Origin of the sequence: Palleronia abyssalis (assembly GCF_900302445.1) — a bacterium.
Lineage (GTDB): Bacteria > Pseudomonadota > Alphaproteobacteria > Rhodobacterales > Rhodobacteraceae > Palleronia > Palleronia abyssalis.
Map to the genome: position 1 here is coordinate 218636 of NZ_ONZF01000003.1, position 21941 is coordinate 240576.

Below are 21941 nucleotides of genomic sequence, written 5' to 3' on the forward strand. Positions count from 1 at the left end.
CAAGTGGCAACGGTTTGTTGCCTGCTTTGCCGACGCTCCGCAGAATGCAGGCAGTCCTGTAACAAGGGCCACGACCCTACCGCGGGAGGAGACGCGCGGGCTAAAGGGGCGATCAATCAAACGGGAGGACTCCATGACCAAATCGAACCTGACGCGTCGCGGTCTGATAAAGACCGGTGCCGCCACGGGTGCGGCGCTTGCCACCCCCACGATCTTTACCGGCGCCGCCTGGGCGCAGGAGCAGGGCTTTACCAACGCCCCCACCGGCGACACCGTGACCCTTGGCTTCAACGTGCCCCAGACCGGCCCCTATGCCGATGAGGGCGCCGACGAGCTGCGCGCCTTCGAACTGGCGGTCGAGCATCTGAACGGCGATGGATCGGGCGGCATGCTCCAGACCTTCTCGTCCAACGCGCTGGAAGGCAGCGGGATCCTCGGCAAGCGGGTCGAGTACGTGACCGGCGACACGCAGACCAAGTCCGACGCCGCGCGTGCCTCCGCCCGTTCGATGATCGAGAAAGACGGCGCGGTGATGATCTCGGGCGGGTCGTCCTCGGGCGTCGCGGTTGCGGTCCAGGGCCTTTGCCAGGAAGCCGGCGTCATCTTCATGGCCGGCCTGACCCACTCGAACGACACCACCGGCAAGGACCGCAAGGCCAACGGCTTCCGCCACTTCTTCAACGCCTACCAGTCCGCCGCGGCACTGGGTCCCGTTCTGGAGAGCCTCTACGGCACGGACCGCAAGGCCTATCACCTGACAGCCGACTATACCTGGGGCTGGACCACGCAGGAATCGATGCAGGCCACGACTGAGGCGATGGGCTGGGAGACGGTGAACAACGTCCTCACCCCGCTGGCGGCAACGGACTTCTCGTCCTACATCACGCCGGTCCTGCAATCGGGCGCGGACGTACTGTTCCTGAACCACTACGGCGGCAACATGGTCAACTCGCTGACCAACGCCGTGCAGTTCGGGCTGAAGGAAGCGCAGGCCAACGGCAAGGACTTCCAGATCATCGTTCCGCTGTATTCCGAGCTGATGGCGCGCGGCGCGGGCGAGAACATCGCCGGTATCCCCGGCTCGCAGAACTGGGACTGGAAGCTCGAGAACCAGCTGGGCGACCGCTACAAAGGCACCAATGCCTTCGTGCAGTCCTTCGGAGAGAAGTACGGCTTTCCGCCCTCGCAGGCGGCCCACACCTGCTACGCGCAGACGATGCTCTATGCGGATGCGGTGCAGCGCGCCGGCTCGTTCAACCCCTGTGCCGTGGTCGAGGCACTGGAAGACTTCGAGTTCGACGGCCTGGGCAATGGTCCGACGCTGTATCGTGCCGCCGACCACCAGTGCTTCAAGGACGTCGTGGTCGTGCGCGGCAAGGAGAACCCGGAAAACGAGTTCGACCTGGTCGAGATCGTCGAGGCCACCCCGACCGAGCAGGTCACCTACGATCCCGACCACCCCATGTTCGCCGGCGGCGACCTGGGCGAGTGCAACCCGGGCGCCTGATGCGTGCCCCCGCCCCGGCGTAACCGCCGGGGCGACCCTTCCGGCCCCGACGCCGGGACTTAACGACATGACATCTACGCGGTCGCCGGCCTCCCCCTGGGGGCGCCGAACCCCTTCCCTTCATCAAAGGCGAGGCCCATGGAAGCCATTTTCCTTCAAATCCTGAACGGCCTGGACAAGGGATCGGCCTATGCGCTGATCGCCCTTGGCCTGACCTTGATCTTCGGCACCCTGGGCGTCGTCAATTTCGCCCACGGCGCGTTGTTCATGATCGGCGCCTTCTGCGCCGTCACGCTGCAACGCATCTTCAACGCCAGCTTCACGACGATCGACGAAAGCCGGACCGACTTCCTGGGCAATCCGATGCAGGTCCAGACGCCGTATGTCGAAGCGTGGTTCGGCCCCGAAATCGGCGCCAGCATCATCGACTGGTCGGTCCCGCTGGCCATCCTGCTGGCGATTCCGGTGATGCTGCTCGTCGGCTTCATCATGGAGCGCGGCCTCATCAAGCACTTCTACAAGCGCCCCCACGCGGACCAGATCCTCGTGACGTTCGGCCTGGCGATCGTTCTGCAGGAGGTCATCAAGTATTTCTACGGCGCCAACCCGATCCCGACGCCCGCGCCCGACGTGTTCCGCGGGTCGATGGATTTCGGCGTGCTGCTGGGCTTTGACCCCAACGTCGTCATCTACCCGATCTGGCGTCTGGTCTATTTCATCTTCTCGCTGTCGATCATCGCCGCGGTCTTCGGGTTCCTGCAATTCACCACCTTCGGCATGGTCGTTCGCGCCGGCATGGCGGATCGCGAGACGGTCGGCATCCTGGGCATCGATATCGACAAGCGCTTCACCATCATGTTCGGCATCGCGGCGGCCGTCGCGGGTCTGGCGGGCGTGATGTACACGCCGATCAACCCGCCGAACTACCACATGGGCATGGACTTCCTGGTGCTGTCCTTCGTCGTGGTCGTCGTGGGCGGCATGGGCTCGCTGCCCGGTGCGGTGCTGGCGGGCTTCCTTCTGGGAATTCTCGAAAGCTTCGCCTCGACCACCTGGGCCATCGGCCTCGTGCCCGGCATCAACCAGATCATCATCTACCTCGTCGCCATCGTGGTGCTGCTGACCCGTCCGCGCGGTCTGATGGGCCGCAAGGGCGTGATGGAGGAGTAATCCAATGACCGACCAGACCACCCACACTCCCGCCGGTGCGACAACCACCCGGAAAACCCGTGAAACCTCGGGCATCCTGGGACTGAAAGGCCGCGACATCACGCTGATGGTGATTGTCCTGATCCTGACCATGGCCGCGCCGATCCTGCTGAATCCGTTCCCGGCCGATAGCAGCCTGGCACAGTTCAACGCAGGTTATCCGGACCTGATGCAGCGCTTCGTCATCTTCGGAATCTTCGCGATTGGCTTCAACATCCTCTTCGGCCTGACCGGCTACCTGTCGTTCGGCCACGCGGCCTTCCTCGGGGTCGGCTCCTACGCCACCGTCTGGATGTTCAAGCTGTTGAACTACAACATCCTGCCGGGCCTCGTTCTGTCGGTCATCGTGGCCGCGCTGTTCTCGGTGTTGATCGGATATATCTCGCTGCGGCGGTCGGGGATCTACTTCTCGATCCTGACTCTTGCCTTCGCGCAGATGTCCTTCGCGCTGGCATATTCGGTGCTGACCCCCATCACCAATGGCGAGACGGGGCTTCAGGTCTACACCTCGGACCCGCAATACCTGCAATCGGCGGGTGCCCCTGACATGCCGCACCTGTTCGGCGTGACGATGCGCGCGACCGAGACGATCGAGATCGGCGCGTGGTCGTTCACCTTCAACTTCGGCTACTACGTCTGCGCGATCATCATGCTCGCCGCCTTCTACATGGCGATCCGCATCTTCCGCTCGCCCTTCGGGATGATGCTGCGGGCGGTGAAGTCGAACCAGCAGCGCCTGAACTACACCGGCGTCAACCCGCGTCCTTACACCCTGGCGGCCTTCGTGATCTCGGGGATGTATGCGGGGCTTGCCGGTGGGCTCATGGCCTCGATGGACCCGCTTGCGGGCGCCGAGCGGATGCAGTGGACCGCCTCGGGCGAGGTCGTGCTTATGACCATTCTGGGCGGTGCGGGCACCCTAATCGGCCCGGTCCTGGGCGCAGGCCTTATCAAGTATTTCGAGAACATTTTCTCGAAGATCAACGACGGCGTCCTGCACCAGTGGTTCGCATTCATGCCCGACGGGATCGAGGATCTGCTCGTGACGATCGTCCACCCCTTCGTGGGCAAGGGCTGGCACCTGACACTGGGCCTGATGTTCATGCTCGTCGTCATCTTCCTGCCCGGCGGGCTGGTCGAGGGCGGACAGCGCATCGCCACCGTGTTCCGCCGCGACCGCAAGGCGACCAATGTCGAAGACGCGGCCGCCAAGAAGCGCAACGCCAAGTAAGGGAGACGAAACGATGGGAATCCTTGAAGTCAAAGGCGTGAACAAGCGCTTCGGCGGTCTGCAGGCGCTGGGCGACGTGAACCTCTCCGTCAAGGAGAACACCTGCCACGCCATCATCGGGCCCAACGGGGCAGGCAAGTCGACGTTGCTGAACTGCCTCGTCGGCAAGCTGATCCCCGACTCGGGTTCGGTCATGTTCGACGGAAATTCGGTGCTGGGACGCAAGCCGCACGAGATCAACCAGATGGGTATCTCCCGCGTGTTCCAGACGCCCGAAATCTTCGGCGATCTGACGGTGTTCGAGAACGTGATGATCCCCTGCTTCGCCAAGCGCGACGGGGCCTTCCGAATGCACGCCTACGAGCGGACGGATAACGAGACCGACATCGTCGACAAGGCCGAACGGATGCTGGACGAGGTCAACATGCTAGAAAAGCGGGACATCGTGGCGTCCTCGCTGTCGCGCGGCGACAAGCGGCGGCTGGAGATGGCGATGTGCCTGTCGCAGAAGCCCAAGCTCCTGCTGCTGGACGAACCCACGGCCGGCATGGCCCGTGCCGACACGAACAACACGATCGACCTTCTCAAGACCATCAAGGCCAAGGGCGACGTGACGCTGTGCATCATCGAGCATGACATGCACGTCGTCTTCAGCCTTGCAGACCGGATCACCGTGCTGGCCCAGGGCACCCCGCTGGTCGAGGATATCCCCGAGAACATCAAGGGCCACCCGAAGGTGCGCGAAGCCTATCTTGGCGAAGCCGAGGTCTGAAAGGAAACACCATGAACAAGCCCGACAAGTCCGGCGACTGGAACCCCAACGCCAACCACGCGGCCACCGCGCCCGCCTTCCTTTCGGTCTCGAACATCGAGGCGTATTACGGCGAGAGCTACATCGTTCAGGATGTCAGCTTCAACGTCCACGAGGGTGAGATCCTGGCCCTGCTGGGCCGCAACGGGGCTGGCAAGACCTCGACCCTGCGCACAATCGCCCGGGTCGGCACGCCCGAGCTGAAGCACGGGGAAATCTGGCTGGATCACCAGCCCCTGCACGAGATGAAGGCCCATCAGGCCGCCGCCGCCGGCATTCAGCTTGTCCCCGAGGATCGCCGCATCATTGCTGGCCTCACGGTCGAGGAGAACCTGCAACTGGCCCAGATCGCCCCGCCCAAGGGTTGGGGGATCGAGCGGATCTACGAGTTGTTCCCCCGCCTGGGAGAGCGGCGCAAGCAGGAGGGCGTGACCCTTTCGGGCGGCGAACAGCAGATGCTGGCCATCGGCCGCGCCCTGTGCCGGGACATCAAGGTGCTGCTACTGGACGAACCCTACGAAGGTCTGGCCCCGGTGATCGTACAGGAAATTGCGAAGACCCTAAACCTCATCCGCGACCAGGGGATCACGACGATCCTGGTCGAACAGAACGCCGTCGCCGCCTTGAAGATCTCTGACCGCGCGGTGATCCTGGATACGGGATCGGTGGTCTATGACGGCTCGGCCGCCGAGGTGCTAGAGAACGAGGCGCTCAGGCAGGAATACCTCGCCATCTAGGCCAAGCCCCCTAGCTGGCCAGGCAAGGACTTGAAGGGAGGACACCCAATGCTGGATGAACAGAAGATGCACGCCCCGTCCGACGATTTCGCGTCGAAAGCCCATATCGACCGGACGAAGTACGACCAGATGTATGCCCGTTCGATCGAAGACCCCGAGGGGTTCTGGTCCGAGCAGATGACCCGGCTCGACTGGATGAAGACGCCGACGAAGATCAAGAACACGAATTTCGACTATGGCAACGTCTCGATCAAGTGGTTCGAGGACGGCACGCTGAACGTCGCCCAGAACTGTATCGACCGGCACCTGAAGGACCGTGGCGACCAGACCGCGATCATCTGGGTCCCCGACGAGGATGACGGCAGCGACCAGCACATCACATACCAGCAGCTGGCCAGCCATGTGAACAAGTTCGCCAATGTGCTGAAGAAGATGGGCGTGGGCAAGGGCGACCGCGTGGTGATTTATCTGCCGATGATCCCGCAGGCCGCCTATGCAATGCTGGCCTGCGCGCGGATCGGCGCGATTCATTCGGTCGTGTTCGCCGGATTCTCACCCGACGCGCTGGCCCAGAGGGTGAACGGCTGCGGGGCCAAGGTCGTCATCACCTCGGACGGCGCCCCCCGCGGCGGTAAGGCCACCGACCTCAAGGGCAACACCGACAAGGCGATGGAGAAGGTCGAACATGACGCGCAGGTGCTTGTCGTCAAACGCCAGGGCAACGAGGCCAACATGGTCGCCGGTCGCGATCACTGGCTGCACGAGATGGAAGAGGATGTCGACGACAGCTGCGCGCCCGAGGAGATGAACGCCGAGGATCCGCTGTTCGTCCTCTATACCTCCGGCTCAACCGGCGCGCCCAAGGGGGTCGTTCACACCACCGGCGGCTATCTGCTCTACACCGCCATCACCCACGAATACACGTTCGATTACAAGGATGGCGACGTCTACTGGTGCACCGCCGATGTCGGCTGGGTCACCGGTCACAGCTACATCGTCTACGGCCCGCTGGCCAACGGCGCGACGACGATCATGTTCGAAGGTGTGCCCACCTATCCCGACGCGGGACGCTGCTGGAAGATCGTGCAGGACCACAAGGTCGCGCAGTTCTACACCGCCCCCACCGCGATCCGTGCGCTGATGGGAAAGGGCGACGACTTCGTCACGAAGTACGACCGGTCCTCGATCAAGGTTCTCGGCACCGTGGGCGAGCCGATCAACCCCGAGGCCTGGAACTGGTACGACAAGGTCGTGGGCGAAGGCCGCTGCCCCATCGTGGACACCTGGTGGCAGACCGAGACCGGCGGCCACATGCTAACGCCCCTGCCCGGCGCCACGCCGACGAAACCCGGCTCGGCCACCCTGCCCTTCTTCGGTGTGAAGCCGGTCGTGCTCGACGCCGAGGCCGGTACCGAAAAGGACGGGAACGGGGTCGATGGCGTGCTGGCCATCGCCGACAGCTGGCCCGGCCAGATGCGCACCGTCTACGGCGATCACGAGCGGTTCGAAAACACGTATTTCCAGCAATACAAGGGCTACTACTTCTCGGGCGACGGCTGCACGCGGGACGAGGACGGCTATCACTGGATCACCGGCCGCGTCGATGATGTCATCAACGTGTCCGGTCACCGCATGGGCACGGCCGAGGTGGAATCGGCCCTTGTCGCGCATGACGCGGTGAACGAGGCCGCCGTTGTCGGCGTCCCCCACGACGTGAAGGGCCAGGGCATCTACGCCTATGTGTCGCTCATGTCGGGACAGGAGCCGTCAGACGAACTGAAGAAAGAGCTTTCGGACTGGGTCCGCAAGGAGATCGGCCCGATCGCGAAGCCTGACTTTATCCAGTTCGCCCCCGGTCTGCCGAAGACGCGATCAGGGAAAATCATGCGCCGCATCTTGCGGAAAGTCGCCGCGAACGAGCATGACGCGTTGGGCGACACCTCGACACTGGCCGAGCCCGAGGTCGTCGACGACCTGATCGAGAACCGCCTGAACCGGTAGGACATTCCCGGACCGGCGCGGCCCAATGCGACGCTGGGCCGCGCCACGATGCACTCGGAACTTCCAGCTTTGCGCTATCCTTCGGAGCAAGCGCACAAGAAGGATATTCCATGCTCCGACACGTTCTGCCTTACCTCCTCATTCTGCCCATCGCTGCGCCCGCGCAGGGAACGATCCCTGTTGAGGAGGTTCCGTTCAAGCAATCGGGTAGCCTTGCAGGACGGCTCAAAGCCGGGACGGAGGCCGTCGAAAGCTTCACCCCGGTCCCGCCCGAGGAGCTAAGCGTCGAGCTGGTGACGGCAGCCCGCGTCCTCGACTCTGCGGGCAATCGGATCGGCGACGTCGACGGCCTCGTGATCCAGGATGGCATGGCCGAGGCGCTGATCTTCACCGTGGGCGGTGTTTTGGGGACGTTCGACCACCCCGTCGCAGTTCCGCTCGATCGGGCCCAGATTGGACGCTCCGACGACTTCGGAACGCGGGTGGTCCTCGACATGACACGTCAGGACCTGCTCGCCCTGCCCCCCTATGACGGGCAGCGGGCGGCGAACTGATCCGGAACATCGGGGCCGGGACGCGAGTTTATCTTTTGACAGTGCAAGAGAAAGCGAGGCCGCACATGCGTATCCTGTTCGCTCTACCCCTCATCCTCACGCCATGCCTGCAACTTCATGCGCAAGAGAATTCCGGGCTGGCCCAGACCCTCAGCGTCGGGCCCGCCGAGTTCTCGGAAATCCCCATCGACGGGCTCGAGGCCGAGCGTCTGATTGGTACCATGATCACCGGTTCGGACGGCGAGGGCCTTGGTGAAATCGAAGATGTCGTCATTATCAGGGACGGTCCGGACAAACTCGTGATGTCCATGGGGGGCTTTGGCGAGTTGTCGACGCGAAAGGTCCTTCTGAACCTCGACGATGTTCAGATCGAGGAAAGCGAGGACGGCGTTCTCCGCGCCACGACGCCGTTGGACCAGACCATGATCGATCAGCTTTCGGATTACGAAAGCGCCTGATGCCGAAGGATGCGCCGACGACGCCCGACGGGCGCTACTTCGTCTCCAAGGGTCGGCTCTGGCGCAAGACCGACCCTTCCCTGCCCGACACCGAACGGCGCGCCGCCGTCAAGGCCCTGATGCAAGCCCGCCGCGCGGTCGGCCAGGCGGAAACCGAGGAAGGCGAACACGTCGCACGCAATGATGTGGACGCGGCAAAACGGCGCTTGGGCGAGCGTGGCCCGGTCTGGTGGACCGATGGTGCCCCGGACCAGACCCGAACGGCGCCTTGGAACTCGACATACGCGACATGGTGGGCCTCCCTTTCGGAAGTCGAGAAAGCCGATGCCGTCTGACGCACCGCTGTTTCACCCTTGGAAAAATACCCAAATTTCGCCGATCACAACGGCAGCGCGGTGGTGAACTTCAGCTCTTCCATCGACAGAAGCGCCGTAACGTTGTGAATTTTCACCTCTGCAATAAGCGCCTGATAAAATGTGTCATAGGCCCGCGCATTTTTCACACGGACCTTCAGAATATAGTCGATATCCCCCGCCAGCCGGTGTGCCTCCTGCACTTCCGGGCGGGCCTTCAGGGCGGCCAGGAATCTGTCCTGCCAATCCTTCTCATGCTCGCTGGTGCGGATCAGCACGAAGAAACACGCGTCGAATCCCAACGACTCAGCATCCAGAAGGACCGTCTGCGCGCCGACGATGCCAGCCTCGCGCATCTTGCGGATCCGGTTCCAGACGGGCGTCTTGGACGAACCGACCTCTTTCGCGATTTCATCAAGGGATTGCCCCGCATCACGCTGCAATTCGCGGAGGATCTTCCGATCCAGATCGTCCAGGCGGACATCCATTCGCTCAACCCCCTTCGTGCGGAACACCCGACCCGCAAGGGCACCCGGCGGGAACACACGTTCCTTATATAGCCCATGCCCCTGCACGGAAGCGGAAAAACGTTCTATCTCGACTGCAACGCGCAATACCCGGAGTCCGTCCGATGAAGCACTTTCCGATCTTCCTCGCGCTTGAAGGGCGCCGCGTCGTCCTGTCGGGCGGCGGCGAGGCCGCGCTGGCCAAGCTACGTCTGCTTTTGAAGACCGAAGCGCACCTGACCGTCTTCGCCCCGGATCCCGCGCCCGAGATCGCCGAGTGGGCCACGCAAGGACGGCTGCGCCTGGTCCGCCGCCGCCTGCAACCGGGTGACGCAATGTGCGCCGCGCTGTTCTATGCGGCCAATGACGACGATGCAGAAGATGCACGCGTTGCGAAGCTGGCCCGGGCCGACGGCGCGCTGACGAACCTGGTCGACAACCTTCATGGCTCGCAGTTCATCACGCCCGCCATCGTCGACCGCGACCCCGTCACCGTTGCCATCGGGACGGAAGGTGCCGCCCCTGTCCTCGCCCGCCAGATCAAGCGCGAGCTGGAAGAACGCCTGTCGCCCGTCCTCGGCACCCTCGCCCGGATCGGCAAGTCCTTCCGGCACGTGGCAGAAGCCCTGCCCATGGGTCGCGCCCGCCGGGATTTCTGGGCCGACTATTATGACACCGCGGGCCCGCGCGCACATGCAGCGGGCGGCGAGGCATCCGTACGTGAAACGCTGGACGACCTTCTGAACGCCCACCTGACCCGCCAGGCCGCGGCCGGCCATGTGGCCTTTGTCGGCTCTGGCCCGGGTGATCCCGATCTTCTGACCATGAAGGCGCGCAAGGCGCTCGATACCGCCGATGTGGTGATCTACGACCGGCTGGTCACGCCCGAGATCCTGGAACTCGCCCGGCGCGAGGCCCTGATGATCGATGTCGGCAAGGAAGGCTTCGGCCGCCACACGCCACAGGAAGAGATCAACGCCCATATCGTGCGGCACGTCGCCGACGGCCACCAGGTCGTGCGCCTGAAATCCGGTGATCCCACCGTGTTCGGACGGCTCGACGAAGAGGTCGAGGCGGTCGAGGCGGCCGGCCTGTCCTTCTCGATCGTGCCTGGCATCACGGCCGCGTCGGCTTCTGTTGCTACAATCGGGCAGAGCCTCACACGGCGGGGGCGGAACGCCAATGTCCGGTTCCTGACCGGGCACGACATGAAAGGCTTTGCCGATCACGACTGGGCGGACCTCGCCAAGCCCGGTCAGGTTGCCGCGATCTACATGGGCAAGCGCGCCGCGCGGTTCATCCAGGGCCGCCTGTTGATGCACGGGGCCGACCCCGAAACCCCCGTCACGGTGATCGAGAACGCGTCTCGCCCGAATGAACGAGTGCTGTCGGCCACGCTTTCCACGCTGGAACCCGAGCTGAGCCGGGCGAACCTGACCGGTCCGGCTGTCGTTCTTCTGGGTCTCGCCCCGCGGACCGCCGCGTCCCTGACCCGTCCCCATTTGGAACATCCGACCCTGCAGGAGGTCCTCTGATGCCCCGCGCCTTCACCCCGAAAGTCGTCACCGCGAACCGCCTGCTCGAAGGCGACTCGGTCTGGCTGACCGCCGACGACCGCTGGTCCACGACCATCGCCGACGCCGAACTGATCGAGGACGAGGCCGTCGCGCAGGATCGCCTGATCCACGCCCAGAGCCAGCCCGACCTGGTCGTCGGCGCTTACCTTGCAGATGCAAAGGCCGGGGAGAACGGCCCCGAACCCACCCATTTCCGAGAGGCGTTCCGCACCCGCGGCCCGTCGAACTACGCCCTCGGCAAGCAGGCAGAGGTCTGATCCCATGTACAAGTACAACGATTTCGACGAAGCCTTCGTGCGCGAGCGCGTGTCCCAGTTCCGCGCCCAGGTCGAACGCCGCATCGACGGCTCGCTGACTGAGGACGAGTTCAAGCCGCTGCGCCTGATGAACGGCCTGTATCTGCAACTGCACGCCTACATGCTGCGCGTGGCGATCCCCTATGGCACGCTGTCCAGCCGCCAGATGCGCCAGCTTGGCATGATCGCCGATCGCTGGGACGAGGGCTATGGCCATTTCACCACGCGCCAGAACATTCAGTACAACTGGCCCAAGCTGAAGGACATTCCCGACATCCTCGACGCGCTGGCCGATGTCGAGATGCACGCGATCCAAACCTCCGGAAACACGATCCGCAACGTAACTGCCGACCATTTCGCAGGGGCCGCGCAGGACGAGATTCGCGATCCCCGCCCCTATGCCGAATTGCTGCGCCAGTGGTCCACCGACCACCCGGAATTCCAGTTCCTGCCGCGCAAGTTCAAGATCGCCATCACCGGCGCCGAACACGACCGCGCGGTCATCAAGGCCCACGACATCGGCCTGCAGATCGTCGAGAAGGACGGAGAGATCGGCTTCCGCGTGTTGGCCGGAGGTGGCCTGGGCCGGACGCCGATGATCGGCAAGGTCGTGCGCGATTTCGTCCCCGAGGCCGACCTGCTGCCCTATTGCGAGGCCATCGTCAGCGTCTACAACCTGCTGGGCCGCCGCGACAACAAGTTCAAGGCGCGCATCAAGATCACCGTGCACGAGACCGGGATCGAGGAAATTCGCCGCTTGGTCGAGGAACGCTTCGCCGAGATCCGCCCCGCCTTCACCGGCGTGGACCAGCAGATCCTGGGCGAGATCCAGTCCCAGTTCGCCCCGCCCGCGTTCGAGGCCGCGGATCTTGCCGCCTACCGGCAGGCGTATGACGCGGACCCGGTCTTCCGCGCCTGGGTCGACACCAACGTCACGCCCCACAAGCGCGACGATCATGGCATCGTCTCGATCTCGCTGAAAAAGCCGGGCGCCACCCCGGGCGACGCGACCGCACACCAGATGGAAGTCATGGCCGCGCTGGCCGAGGCTTACGGCTATGATGAGCTTCGGATCAGCCACGAGCAGAACGTCATCCTGCCCCATGTCAGCCGCGCCGATCTGCCCGAAATCCACCGCGCGTTGAAGGAGGCGGACCTTGCCGCCGCCAATATCGGGTTGCTTAGCGACATCATCGCCTGCCCCGGCATGGATTACTGCGCACTGGCCACCGCACGCTCGATCCCCGTCGCGCAAGACATCGCGACCCGCTTCGAGGAGCTGAAGCTTGAACACGAGATCGGCCCGATGAAGATCAAGATCTCGGGCTGCATCAACGCCTGCGGCCACCACCATGTCGGCCATATCGGGATCCTCGGCCTCGACCGCGCGGGGGTCGAGAACTACCAGATCACGCTGGGCGGCGACGGGACCGAGGATGCCACCATCGGCACCCGCACCGGCCCCGGATTCGCCTATGACGAGATCGTCCCCGCGATCGAGCGCATCATGCTGAAATACCTGGACATTCGCGAGGCTGAGGACGAGACCTTCCTGCAGACCTATCGCCGGGTCGGGATGGAGCCATTCAAGGCCGCGCTGTACCCGGAAAAGGCGAAGCAAGATGCGGCATGAAGCGTTCGACACCCCCGTCGCGACCCGCGTCGCCGAGCTGAACAAGCGCTACGCGCACCACGCCGCCATCGACGTGCTGCGCCATGCATTGAGGGATAATGACGTGGGCAAGGTTGCCATGGTTTCGTCCTTCGGGGCGGAATCCGTAGCGCTGCTGCACCTTGTGTCGGTCGTCAATCCTAAGACGCCGGTCCTGTTTCTGGACACGCAGATGCTGTTCAAGGAAACGCTGGAGTATCAAAAGGAGGTCGCCAGGAAGCTCGGCCTCACCGATGTCCGGATCCTGAAACCCGATCCCGACGATACCGCCAGGCTGGACCCGGACGGGCAGCTCAACGTCACCGACCCGGATGCGTGCTGCAACTTTCGCAAGACCGTGCCGCTGGCACGCGCCCTCGACGGGTTCGACGCATGGATCACCGGGCGCAAGCAGTATCAAGGCGGGGCGCGCACCGATCTGGACTTCTTCGAGGAAGAACCGGGCTCGGGCCGCATCAAGATCAATCCGCTGGTCCATTGGGAACGCGACGCGACGCGCGAATACATGGTCAACAACAAGCTGCCCCGTCATCCGCTGGTCAGCCAGGGGTACCCCTCGATCGGATGCGAGCCCTGCACCAGCAAGGTGAACCCGGGCGAGGACGAACGCGCCGGGCGCTGGCGCGGCCAGGAAAAGGAAGAATGCGGGATCCACTTCGTCAACGGCAAGATGGTCCGCATCAAGAAGGAGGACGCGGCATGAGCGTCATCGTCACAGATCAAGGTTTCGCCCCCGACGACTGGGAAGCTGGCTATACCCCGCTGCAAAATCACCCCAGCGACGAGGCCGGGCGGGGTCTGGCGCTGGACGTGCCTTCAGACACCGATCCCGTGCAAATGGACGGCAAGCTGGGGGGCGTCGCGATGATCCGCGTGGACTTCCCAAGCTTTTCCGACGGGCGCGGTTTCACCATCGCCCGCCAATTGCGCCGCTTGGGCTATGAGGGCCGCTTGCGTGCCAAGGGCCACGTGATCGCCGATCAATACGCCATGGCGCGCCGCGCCGGGTTCGACGAGGTCGAGATCGACGACGATCTGGCCGCCCGTCAGCCCGAGGATCAGTGGCTGGCCCGCGCCAAGTGGCAAGCCCACGACTATCAAAGCCGCCTGCGCGGCTGACCCGCCTTTCGCATCGAAAACGACCCCGTTACAGAAGGGCCGGACCCGTTCCGGCAACCCAGAATGAATGACATGACCTCCGTCGCCAACCCAAAGACCCCTACCCTTCCCGACGCGCAAACGGTTCAGTCGGTCACGCATTGGACCGACCGGCTGTTCTCGTTCCGGGTGTCGCGGCCTGCCTCGCTGCGCTTCCGCTCGGGCGAGTTCGTGATGATCGGCCTGTTGAAGGATGACGGCAAACCGCTTCTGCGCGCCTATTCCATCGCCTCGCCCGCCTGGGACGACGAGCTCGAATTCTACTCGATCAAGGTACAGGACGGCCCGCTGACCTCGCGTCTTCAGCACATTCAGCCCGGCGACCAGATCATCCTGCGCCCCAAGCCCGTGGGCACGCTGGTGCATGACGCCCTGCTTCCGGGCAACCGGCTGTGGTTCTTCTCGACCGGAACCGGCATCGCGCCGTTCGCCAGCCTGATCCGCGAGCCGCAAACCTACGAGGATTATGACCAGGTCATCCTGACCCACACCTGCCGCGACGTGGCCGAGCTGGAATACGGCCGGCAGCTGGTCGAGCACGTGAAATCGGACGAGATGATGCGTGAGCTGACTGAGGGGGGCGTGGACAAGCTGGTCTACTACCCCACCACAACACGCGAGGAGAGCCCGAAGATGGGTCGGATCACCGACCTTCTGCGCTCGGGCGAGGTTTTCCGTGACCTCGGCATCGACGGCATTACGCCGGGCACGGACCGTGCAATGGTCTGCGGGTCGCTGGGGCTGAACAACGATCTGAAGGAAATTCTGGAAGGCTTCGGTCTGCGCGAGGGCGCGAACAGCGATCCTGCCGAATACGTGGTGGAAAAGGCCTTTGTCGGCTGAACCAGGCGACCTTCGGAGAAAAAGCGAAGCCCCGGCGCAGCTCTGCGCCGGGGCTTTGTCGTCATTCGGTGGTGGCAGCGGCGTTCGCTTCCATGTCGAACGCAATCCGCAGGCGCTCGATCAACGCCTCGACCGCGACCTCGTTCTCGGTGTCGACGGTCTCTACGGCCTGGACCAAGGCATCCCGCGTCTCTTGATCGAGATCGGTCTGCTCTTCTTCCATGTAGGCGACGATGCGGTCCGGATCGAACCCGTCCTCGGTCAGAAGCTCGTCGATTGTGACGCCGCCATCGGCGCCGGACCCGGCAACACCCTCTTCCTGGGCCGCTTCGGTCGCTTCGACCTCGGCAGCTTGGGCCGGGGATTCGCCATCTTGCGCGGCCGCACGGGCTGCTTCAGTCGCTTCCGAGGACGCTTCCCCGGTGCTCGAGGTTTCCGCCTCGGTCACTTCAGCAGCCGAATCCTCGGGGGCATCGACCGCGGCCGCTTGCTCGTCATCCGACGTACCGGCTGCAGTGGTTTCGCCGTCCGTCATCCCGGTCGCCTCTTCGGCTTCCTGCTCGGCCTCTTCGGCAGTGGCTTCCGCTTCGGCGGCCGCGTCTTCGGCTTCGGCTTCGGCATCTTCCGCGGCGGCCTCTACGTCCTGCGCGACGTCTTCAGCTTCTGCACCGACGTCCTCAGCGGTCTCTTCCACCTCGGCCTCGGCTTCTTCCACTTCGGCAGATGCTTCGTCCACGGTCTCTTCGACTTCGGCCTCGGCCTCTTCAGCCATGTCGGTCGAGTCCTCCGCGACCGAACTGGTCTCCTCGGTCGTGGTCTCGGTCTCTTCTTCCTGGCAGGCGGCCAGCGTCATGCCAGCGGCCAGAAGCGCAGCAAGCGATGTCATACGCGTCAACATAGGGACACTCCTTCCTCGTGATATCGCCGGTGGATCCGGCCCTCATTCGCCTTCCAACGCGGCAAATCGCACGAAGGTCCGGCATGGCTTGAAGCAGACGCCCCGAGACGCTAAATTGCCTGCCTGTAATATTGTCTTGAGAGAGGACACACCCATCGCCCGCAGACCTCATAACGCGCCCCCCACGCGTGACACCGGACCCCGCGTCAACGGCCGCATCCGTGCCCCCGAAATCCGCCTGATCGGCGCGGATGGGGAAAACGCAGGCGTCGTGACGCCCGATCGCGCCATGGAAATGGCCGAACAGGCCGGGTTGGACTTGGTCGAGATTTCGCCCAACGCCACACCGCCCGTGTGCAAGATCATGGATTTCGGCAAGTTCAAATACGAACAGCAGAAGCGGGAATCCGAGGCACGCAAGAAGCAGAAGACGATCGAGGTGAAGGAGGTCAAGTTCCGCCCCAACACCGACACGCACGACTACGAAGTCAAGATGCGTAACGTTTTCAAATTCCTTGAAAACGGCGACAAGGTGAAGGTCACGCTGCGGTTCCGTGGCCGCGAGATGGCGCACCAGAACTTGGGCCGCGAGCTGCTGGAGCGTGTGGCCGAGGACACCAAGGAGATCGGCAAGGTCGAGAACTTCCCGAAGATGGAAGGCCGCCAGATGGTCATGATGATCGGCCCCTCGCGCTAGGACCAACTGCCAGACCGGACAGGCCCGGACCGCGTTGCGGCCGGGCTTTTTCGTGCCCGCCTACCCGGTCTGGTCCAGCGCACCGACGAGGCGTTTGAAATCGTCGCCGCGCTTCTCGAAATTCGGATACTGGTCGAAACTGGCCGCTGCGGGGGCCAGTAGAACTACCTCGCCCGGTGCGGCCTCGGCTGCCGCGCGGGCCACGGCAACTTCCATGGTTTCGCAGATCTCGACCGGGATACTGGTCAGCTGCACCGCGAAATCCCGCGCCGAATGCCCGATCAGATAGGCCTTTGACACCGATCCCAGGAACGGCTCCAACGCGGTGACCCCGCCTTCCTTGCCCAGACCGCCAGCGATCCAGCGCACCTTGTCGAAGGCAAGAAGGGCCTTGGCGGCCGCATCGACATTCGTCGCCTTCGAATCGTTCACGAACCGCACCCCGGCTCGCTCGGCCACCAGTTCCGACCGGTGCGGCAGTCCTGCGAAGCTGTGGAACGCGGATTCGATTGCCTTGGGCGACAGCCCCAGCGCACGCGTCGCGGCATAGGCGGCGCACGCGTTCTGGTGGTTGTGACTGCCCGGCAGTCCTTTCACCGCGCGCAGGTCGATGGCACCGACCTGTCGTCCCTTGCGCCATTCGGCAAGGTATCCTTTCCGCGCAACCACGGACCAGCCGGGGCCGGGCAGCTTGCGGTCGACGCTAATGCGGATGACGCGGTCGTCGCCGGCGCCCTCGGCCATCTGACCGGCCAGGAACCGCCCTTCGATCTCGTCCACGCCGATCACCGCGCGGTCCGGACCGCCTTCCGAGAACAGCCTGCGCTTGGCCGCAAAATATCCGCCCATCCCGCCATGCCGGTCCAGATGGTCGGGCGACAGGTTGGTGAACACCGCGACATCGGGGGTCAACGCCCGCGCCAGTTCGGTCTGATAGCTCGACAGCTCCAGCACGACCACGTCACCCTCGCCCGGCGGGTCCAGGTCCAGCACGCCGCGCCCGATATTGCCGGCCAGTTGCACCTGTCGGCCGTCACTGCGCAGCACATGGTCGATCAGGGCGGCGGTCGTGGACTTCCCGTTCGATCCCGTCACCGCGATCACCTTGGGCAATCCGTCCACACCGACGGACCGGAAAAACAGGCCAATATCGTTATCCACCGGCACGCTTGCCGCCAAGGCGGCCGACACGACGGCATGGGGCTGCGGATACAGATGAGGGATCCCGGGCGAGACGATCAGCTCGGCAATCCCCTCGAACGCGCCGCCGCGGGTCAGGTCGGTGACGGTGAACCCCTCGTCCTCGGCCCTTTGCCGTCCCTCGGCACCGTCATCCCAGCACACCGGCTCTCCTCCGCCGGCACGGATCGCCCGCGCGGCCGAAAGGCCGGACCGCCCAAGGCCCAGAACGGCGATCTTGCGCCCGCTGACGCCCGTGACCGGGATCATCGCAGCTTCAACGTCGCAAGGCCGATCAGCGCAAGGATCAGCGAGATGATCCAGAACCGGATCACGATCTGCGGTTCGGCCCAGCCACGCTTCTCGAAATGGTGGTGGATCGGGGCCATCAGGAAAACGCGCTTGCCCGTACTCTTGAAGTACAGGACCTGAATGATGACCGACAGCGCCTCGACCACGAAAAGGCCGCCGACGATGGCCAGCACAAGCTCGTGCTTGATCGCCACGGCAATGGCCCCCAGTGCCCCACCCAGGGCGAGGCTTCCGGTATCGCCCATGAAGACCGCGGCCGGCGGCGCGTTGTACCACAGAAAGCCCAAGCCCCCGCCGATCAACGCGGCGGTAAAGATCAGGATCTCTCCCGTACCGGGCACGTAGTGGACGCCCAGATATTCGGTGAAATCCGTCCGCCCCACGGTATAGGCAATAACGCCCAGCGTCGCGGCGGCGATCATCACCGGCATGATCGCCAGCCCGTCCAGCCCGTCGGTCAGGTTCACGGCATTCGCCGCCCCCACGATCACGATCATCGCGAAGGGTACGAACATCACCCCAAGGTTCAGAAGCACGTTGGCAAAGACGGGAAAGGCTAATTGCCCGGTCAGATCGGCGGGGTGGAACCATGCGGCCCAAGCCCCCGCGATCCCGGCGATGGTGAACCCGATCAGCAGCCGCACCCGCCCCGACAGACCGGCATGGGTGTTCTTGGTGACCTTGGCATAGTCGTCGAGGAACCCGATCACGCCGAAGCCGCCCGTGACGAACAACAGCATCCACACGTATGGGTTGTCGAGCCGCGCCCATAGCAGGGTCGAAACCAGAAGCGCCCCCAGAATCAGCACCCCGCCCATTGTCGGCGTTCCGGCCTTGGTGGTCAGGTGTCCCTCCGGGCCGTCGGCGCGAATGGGCTGCCCGTGCTTCTGGCGCTTGCGCAGAAGGTTGATCAGGGGCTGTCCGAACACGAACCCGAAAACAAGGGCGGTGAAGAACCCGGCGCCGGCGCGGAAGGTGATGTACTGGAACAGGTTGAACAGATCCCCCCCGTCAGAGAACTCGGTCAGCCAGTAAAGCATGGGTCAGGTGTCCTGTTGGGCGGCACGGCGGGTGCGATGGGCCATTTTGCGGATCGCGTCAACGACCACCGACGTTTTTGCCGATTTCGATCCCTTGCCCAGCACGATATCGCCGGAATGGACAAGATGGCGAATATCGGCCGCCAGCTCTTCGGCCGTCTCGGCCCAGACCCCCTGGCGGTCGGGTGGCAGGGCGTCATGAAGGATGCGCATCAGCGGCCCCGAGGAATGGACGCAGGCGATCCGCTCCATCGCGGGAAGCTGCGCGAGGGCGGCGTGATGCGCGTCCGCTTCGGGGCCCAGTTCCAGCATGTCGCCCAGGATCGCCACGCGTCGGCCCCCGGGGCCGGGCTGGGCCGCGGCCAACCGGTCCAGCGCCGCCTCCATCGAGGCGGGGTTGGCGTTGAAGGCGTCGTCGATCAGCGTGATCTGGCGCCCTTCTATCTCGTCCAGAACGATCGTCTCTCGCGTACCCCGGCCCTGCGGGGGCTGCCACGCGCTGAGGTTGCGCGCGGTCAGATCCGGGTCCGCCCCCACGGCTTCGGCCGCGGCCAGAACGGATGCAGCGTTCATCGCAAGATGCTTGCCCGGGGCGGACAGAGAGACGAGGATCTCCGTGCCGTTCCGGATCGCGCGAAAAATTGTCTGCTCGTCCCGGAGCATGACGTCACAAACCCGCAGGTCACAGCCTTCCCCCGTGCCGAACCCGATTTCCCCTGGCCCGGCGGCGTCGGCCAGGATCGATGCGGTCGGAATGTCGGCGTTGTAGATACCGATCCCCCCAGCCTCTAGCCCGCGGAAGATCGACGCCTTCTCAACGGCGATCCCCTCGATACTTTCGAACGCCTCCAGATGGGCCGGCGCGACCGTGGTCACGATAGCCGCATGCGGGCGCGCCAGTTCGGACAGGGGCGCGATCTCGCCGGGATGGTTCATTCCGATCTCGATAATGCCCAACTCGGTCTCGGGCGGCATCCGCGCCAGCGTCAGCGGCACGCCCCAGTGATTGTTATAGCTCGCCTCGGCCGCATGAACGCGCATCTGCGCCGCGAAGGCCGCACGGGCCATTTCCTTGGTGGTGGTCTTGCCGACCGACCCGGTGATCGCCAGCACACGCCCCGTCAAACGCGACCGGGCAAACCGCCCGAGACCTTCCAGCGCGGTCTGCACGTCGTCGACGATCAGCAAAGGCGCGCCCGGGTCCACCCCGTCGGGCACGCGGCTGACCAAAGCCGCCGCAGCCCCCTTTTTCAGCGCAGTCGCCACGAAATCGTGCGCGTCCCGCGCGACCGTCAGCGCAACGAACAGATCGCCGGGCTGCAAGGTGCGCGTGTCAATGGAAACGCCGAAGGCCTGCCAGTCGCAGATGGTCCGGCCCCCGGTCGCGGCAACGGCATCGGCAGAGGTCCAGAGGCTCATGCCACACGCCCGTCGAGGGCGGCGACAGCCACGCTCGCCTGTTCGGCATCGTCGAACGGATAGACCGTTTCACCCACGATCTGGCCCGTCTCGTGGCCCTTGCCGGCGATCAGCAGCGCATCGCCCGGCTCCAGCGCGTCTACCCCGCGCAGGATCGCTTCGGCGCGGTCGCCGATATTGCCCGCTTCCGGATCGGCGGCGCAGATCTGCGCGCGGATGGCGGCGGGCTCCTCGGAGCGTGGGTTGTCGTCGGTGACGATCCTGAGGTCGGCATGGTCCCGCGCGGCTTCGCCCATCATCGGGCGCTTGCCCCGGTCTCGATCGCCCCCGGCGCCATAGACGACGATCAGCCGTCCCATGACATGGGGACGAAGGGCTTTCAGCGCAGTTTCCAGCGCGGCGGGCGTATGCGCGTAATCCACGAACACCGTGGCCCCGTTGTCGCGCGTCGCGGCCAGTTGCATCCTCCCCCGCACGGTGGATAGCGCCGGCAGCGCGTCGAACACTGCCTGCGGGTCACTGCCGGACCCGATGGCAAGGCCGGCGGCCAGCAGCACGTTCTCGGCCTGAAAACCGCCGATCAGGTTCAGCCGAACCTGCCGCGCCGCCCCGTTCCATGTGAACCGCAGATCCTGGCCCGTCGCGTCAAAGCGTTGCCCGGTGATGCGCAGGGCGGCATTGGCCTGCCGCCCCACCGTCAGGATATCCTGGCCGCGTTTTTCGGCCACCAGACGCATCGCCTCGCCCTTGGAATCCTCGACATTAATGACAGCCGTCCCGTCCTCGGGCAAAACACGCGCGAAAAGGCCCGCCTTGGCGTCGAAATAACTGTCGAGATCAGGGTGATAATCCAGGTGATCCTGCGACAGGTTGGTGAACGCCGCGGCGCGCAGGCTCACGCCGTCCAGCCGGTTCTGGTCCAGCCCGTGGGACGAGGCCTCCATCGCGGCATGGGTGATGCCAACCCGCGCGGCCTCGAACAGCACCCGGTGCAGGGTCACGGGCTCGGGCGTGGTGTGATGCAGCGGGGTATCCCACGCCCCTTCCACCCCGGTCGTTCCGACATTGATCGCCGGAAGCCCCAGCTCGGCCCAGATCTGGCGGGTGAAGCTGGCCACCGAGGTCTTGCCGTTCGTACCCGTGACCGCGACGATCGTTTCAGGCGCGCGGTCGAACCACAGCGCGGACGCGAAGGCCAGCGCCTGGCGCGGCGCTTCGGCGACGATCAGCGCGACTGTGGTGCCCTCCAACGCCGGGGCCGCGATGCGCGCCCCCTCCCGGTCCGTCAGGATCGCGGCAGCGCCCATGCGGACGGCGTATTGTACATACTCAGCACCGTGCACCCGCACGCCAGGAAGGGCCGCGAACAAGTGCCCGTCCCGAGTCTCGCGGCTGTCGACGGACAGCCCGGTGATCCGGGCCTCTGCCCCGCCTTGCGCGGACAGGCCCAGCCCCGCCAGCGGTGTCGTCTTCTCGGCCATGA

At 64.6% G+C, this 21941-nt stretch carries 22 protein-coding genes; 16 read left to right on the forward strand and 6 right to left on the reverse strand.

Annotated features, from left to right (window positions below; all coding sequences use genetic code 11):
* The first annotated feature begins 133 nt into the window (after nucleotides 1-133).
* The 9 genes from PAA8504_RS08370 (at nucleotide 134) to PAA8504_RS08410 (ending at nucleotide 8843) form a co-directional block, all read left to right on the forward strand.
* The gene (locus PAA8504_RS08370) at nucleotides 134-1507 is read left to right on the forward strand and encodes a substrate-binding protein (RefSeq protein ID WP_108893732.1); all 1374 of its coding nucleotides are present in this window, start codon (nucleotides 134-136) and stop codon (nucleotides 1505-1507) included.
* A 138-nt stretch (nucleotides 1508-1645) separates the two neighbouring features.
* On the forward strand, nucleotides 1646-2677 hold the full coding sequence (locus tag PAA8504_RS08375) for a branched-chain amino acid ABC transporter permease (RefSeq protein ID WP_108893733.1): 1032 nt from the start codon (nucleotides 1646-1648) through the stop codon (nucleotides 2675-2677).
* A gap of 73 nt (nucleotides 2678-2750) precedes the next feature.
* Nucleotides 2751-3947, forward strand: coding sequence for a branched-chain amino acid ABC transporter permease (locus PAA8504_RS08380; RefSeq protein ID WP_181375757.1), 1197 nt, complete (start codon nucleotides 2751-2753; stop codon nucleotides 3945-3947).
* 13 nt (nucleotides 3948-3960) lie between these two features.
* Complete coding sequence (locus PAA8504_RS08385) at nucleotides 3961-4719, forward strand: ABC transporter ATP-binding protein (RefSeq protein WP_108893734.1); 759 nt, start codon at nucleotides 3961-3963, stop codon at nucleotides 4717-4719.
* 11 nt (nucleotides 4720-4730) lie between these two features.
* Nucleotides 4731-5495, forward strand: coding sequence for an ABC transporter ATP-binding protein (locus PAA8504_RS08390; RefSeq protein ID WP_108893735.1), 765 nt, complete (start codon nucleotides 4731-4733; stop codon nucleotides 5493-5495).
* 48 nt (nucleotides 5496-5543) lie between these two features.
* Complete coding sequence (gene acs, locus PAA8504_RS08395) at nucleotides 5544-7496, forward strand: acetate--CoA ligase (protein ID WP_108893736.1); 1953 nt, start codon at nucleotides 5544-5546, stop codon at nucleotides 7494-7496.
* 110 nt (nucleotides 7497-7606) lie between these two features.
* Nucleotides 7607-8050, forward strand: coding sequence for a PRC-barrel domain-containing protein (locus PAA8504_RS08400; protein ID WP_108893737.1), 444 nt, complete (start codon nucleotides 7607-7609; stop codon nucleotides 8048-8050).
* Between the two features lie 65 nt (nucleotides 8051-8115).
* On the forward strand, nucleotides 8116-8508 hold the full coding sequence (locus PAA8504_RS08405) for a hypothetical protein (RefSeq protein ID WP_108893738.1): 393 nt from the start codon (nucleotides 8116-8118) through the stop codon (nucleotides 8506-8508).
* Nucleotides 8508-8843, forward strand: a complete 336-nt coding sequence (locus PAA8504_RS08410) for a hypothetical protein (RefSeq protein WP_108893739.1) — start codon at nucleotides 8508-8510, stop codon at nucleotides 8841-8843. Before PAA8504_RS08405 ends, PAA8504_RS08410 begins: the two co-directional genes overlap by 1 nt.
* A 44-nt stretch (nucleotides 8844-8887) precedes the next feature.
* On the opposite strand, the gene PAA8504_RS08415 is transcribed toward PAA8504_RS08410, so the two are convergent.
* Nucleotides 8888-9349 carry an Lrp/AsnC family transcriptional regulator gene (locus PAA8504_RS08415; RefSeq protein ID WP_108893740.1) on the reverse strand — a complete coding sequence of 154 codons (462 nt, stop codon included), beginning with the start codon at nucleotides 9347-9349 and terminating at the stop codon, nucleotides 8888-8890.
* A gap of 143 nt (nucleotides 9350-9492) precedes the next feature.
* On the opposite strand from PAA8504_RS08415, the gene cysG reads away from it, so the two are divergent.
* The 6 genes from cysG to PAA8504_RS08445 all read left to right on the forward strand — a co-directional run bounded on the left by cysG (nucleotide 9493) and on the right by PAA8504_RS08445 (nucleotide 14913).
* Nucleotides 9493-10902 carry a siroheme synthase CysG gene (gene cysG, locus PAA8504_RS08420; protein ID WP_108893741.1) on the forward strand — a complete coding sequence of 470 codons (1410 nt, stop codon included), beginning with the start codon at nucleotides 9493-9495 and terminating at the stop codon, nucleotides 10900-10902.
* Nucleotides 10902-11201, forward strand: coding sequence for a DUF2849 domain-containing protein (locus tag PAA8504_RS08425; protein WP_108893742.1), 300 nt, complete (start codon nucleotides 10902-10904; stop codon nucleotides 11199-11201). Before cysG ends, PAA8504_RS08425 begins: the two co-directional genes overlap by 1 nt.
* 4 nt (nucleotides 11202-11205) lie before the next feature.
* Nucleotides 11206-12873, forward strand: a complete 1668-nt coding sequence (locus PAA8504_RS08430; protein ID WP_108893743.1) for a nitrite/sulfite reductase — start codon at nucleotides 11206-11208, stop codon at nucleotides 12871-12873.
* Nucleotides 12863-13615, forward strand: coding sequence for a phosphoadenylyl-sulfate reductase (locus tag PAA8504_RS08435; RefSeq protein WP_108893744.1), 753 nt, complete (start codon nucleotides 12863-12865; stop codon nucleotides 13613-13615). Before PAA8504_RS08430 ends, PAA8504_RS08435 begins: the two co-directional genes overlap by 11 nt.
* The gene (locus PAA8504_RS08440) at nucleotides 13612-14031 is read left to right on the forward strand and encodes a DUF934 domain-containing protein (RefSeq protein WP_108893745.1); all 420 of its coding nucleotides are present in this window, start codon (nucleotides 13612-13614) and stop codon (nucleotides 14029-14031) included. Before PAA8504_RS08435 ends, PAA8504_RS08440 begins: the two co-directional genes overlap by 4 nt.
* A 63-nt stretch (nucleotides 14032-14094) precedes the next feature.
* Nucleotides 14095-14913: a ferredoxin--NADP reductase gene (locus tag PAA8504_RS08445; RefSeq protein ID WP_108893746.1), complete on the forward strand. Its 819-nt coding sequence runs from the start codon at nucleotides 14095-14097 to the stop codon at nucleotides 14911-14913.
* A gap of 61 nt (nucleotides 14914-14974) precedes the next feature.
* On the opposite strand, the gene PAA8504_RS21775 is transcribed toward PAA8504_RS08445, so the two are convergent.
* Nucleotides 14975-15811, reverse strand: a complete 837-nt coding sequence (locus PAA8504_RS21775) for a hypothetical protein (protein ID WP_146190469.1) — start codon at nucleotides 15809-15811, stop codon at nucleotides 14975-14977.
* A gap of 136 nt (nucleotides 15812-15947) precedes the next feature.
* On the opposite strand from PAA8504_RS21775, the gene infC reads away from it, so the two are divergent.
* A complete protein-coding gene (infC, locus tag PAA8504_RS08455) occupies nucleotides 15948-16508 on the forward strand; it encodes a translation initiation factor IF-3 (protein ID WP_245897569.1) in 561 nt (186 codons plus the stop codon).
* Between the two features lie 60 nt (nucleotides 16509-16568).
* Here infC and murD read toward each other — a convergent pair whose 3' ends face one another.
* From murD to PAA8504_RS08475, 4 genes are read right to left on the reverse strand one after another with little or no spacing between them, the layout of a single operon-like run.
* The gene (murD, locus tag PAA8504_RS08460) at nucleotides 16569-17957 is read right to left on the reverse strand and encodes a UDP-N-acetylmuramoyl-L-alanine--D-glutamate ligase (RefSeq protein WP_108893748.1); all 1389 of its coding nucleotides are present in this window, start codon (nucleotides 17955-17957) and stop codon (nucleotides 16569-16571) included.
* A complete protein-coding gene (gene mraY, locus PAA8504_RS08465) occupies nucleotides 17954-19039 on the reverse strand; it encodes a phospho-N-acetylmuramoyl-pentapeptide-transferase (protein ID WP_108893749.1) in 1086 nt (361 codons plus the stop codon). Before mraY ends, murD begins: the two co-directional genes overlap by 4 nt.
* 3 nt (nucleotides 19040-19042) lie before the next feature.
* Nucleotides 19043-20458: a UDP-N-acetylmuramoyl-tripeptide--D-alanyl-D-alanine ligase gene (locus PAA8504_RS08470; RefSeq protein WP_108893750.1), complete on the reverse strand. Its 1416-nt coding sequence runs from the start codon at nucleotides 20456-20458 to the stop codon at nucleotides 19043-19045.
* Nucleotides 20455-21939: a UDP-N-acetylmuramoyl-L-alanyl-D-glutamate--2,6-diaminopimelate ligase gene (locus tag PAA8504_RS08475; RefSeq protein WP_108893751.1), complete on the reverse strand. Its 1485-nt coding sequence runs from the start codon at nucleotides 21937-21939 to the stop codon at nucleotides 20455-20457. The genes PAA8504_RS08470 and PAA8504_RS08475 overlap by 4 nt, the downstream gene beginning before the upstream one ends.
* Nucleotides 21940-21941 lie beyond the last annotated feature (2 nt).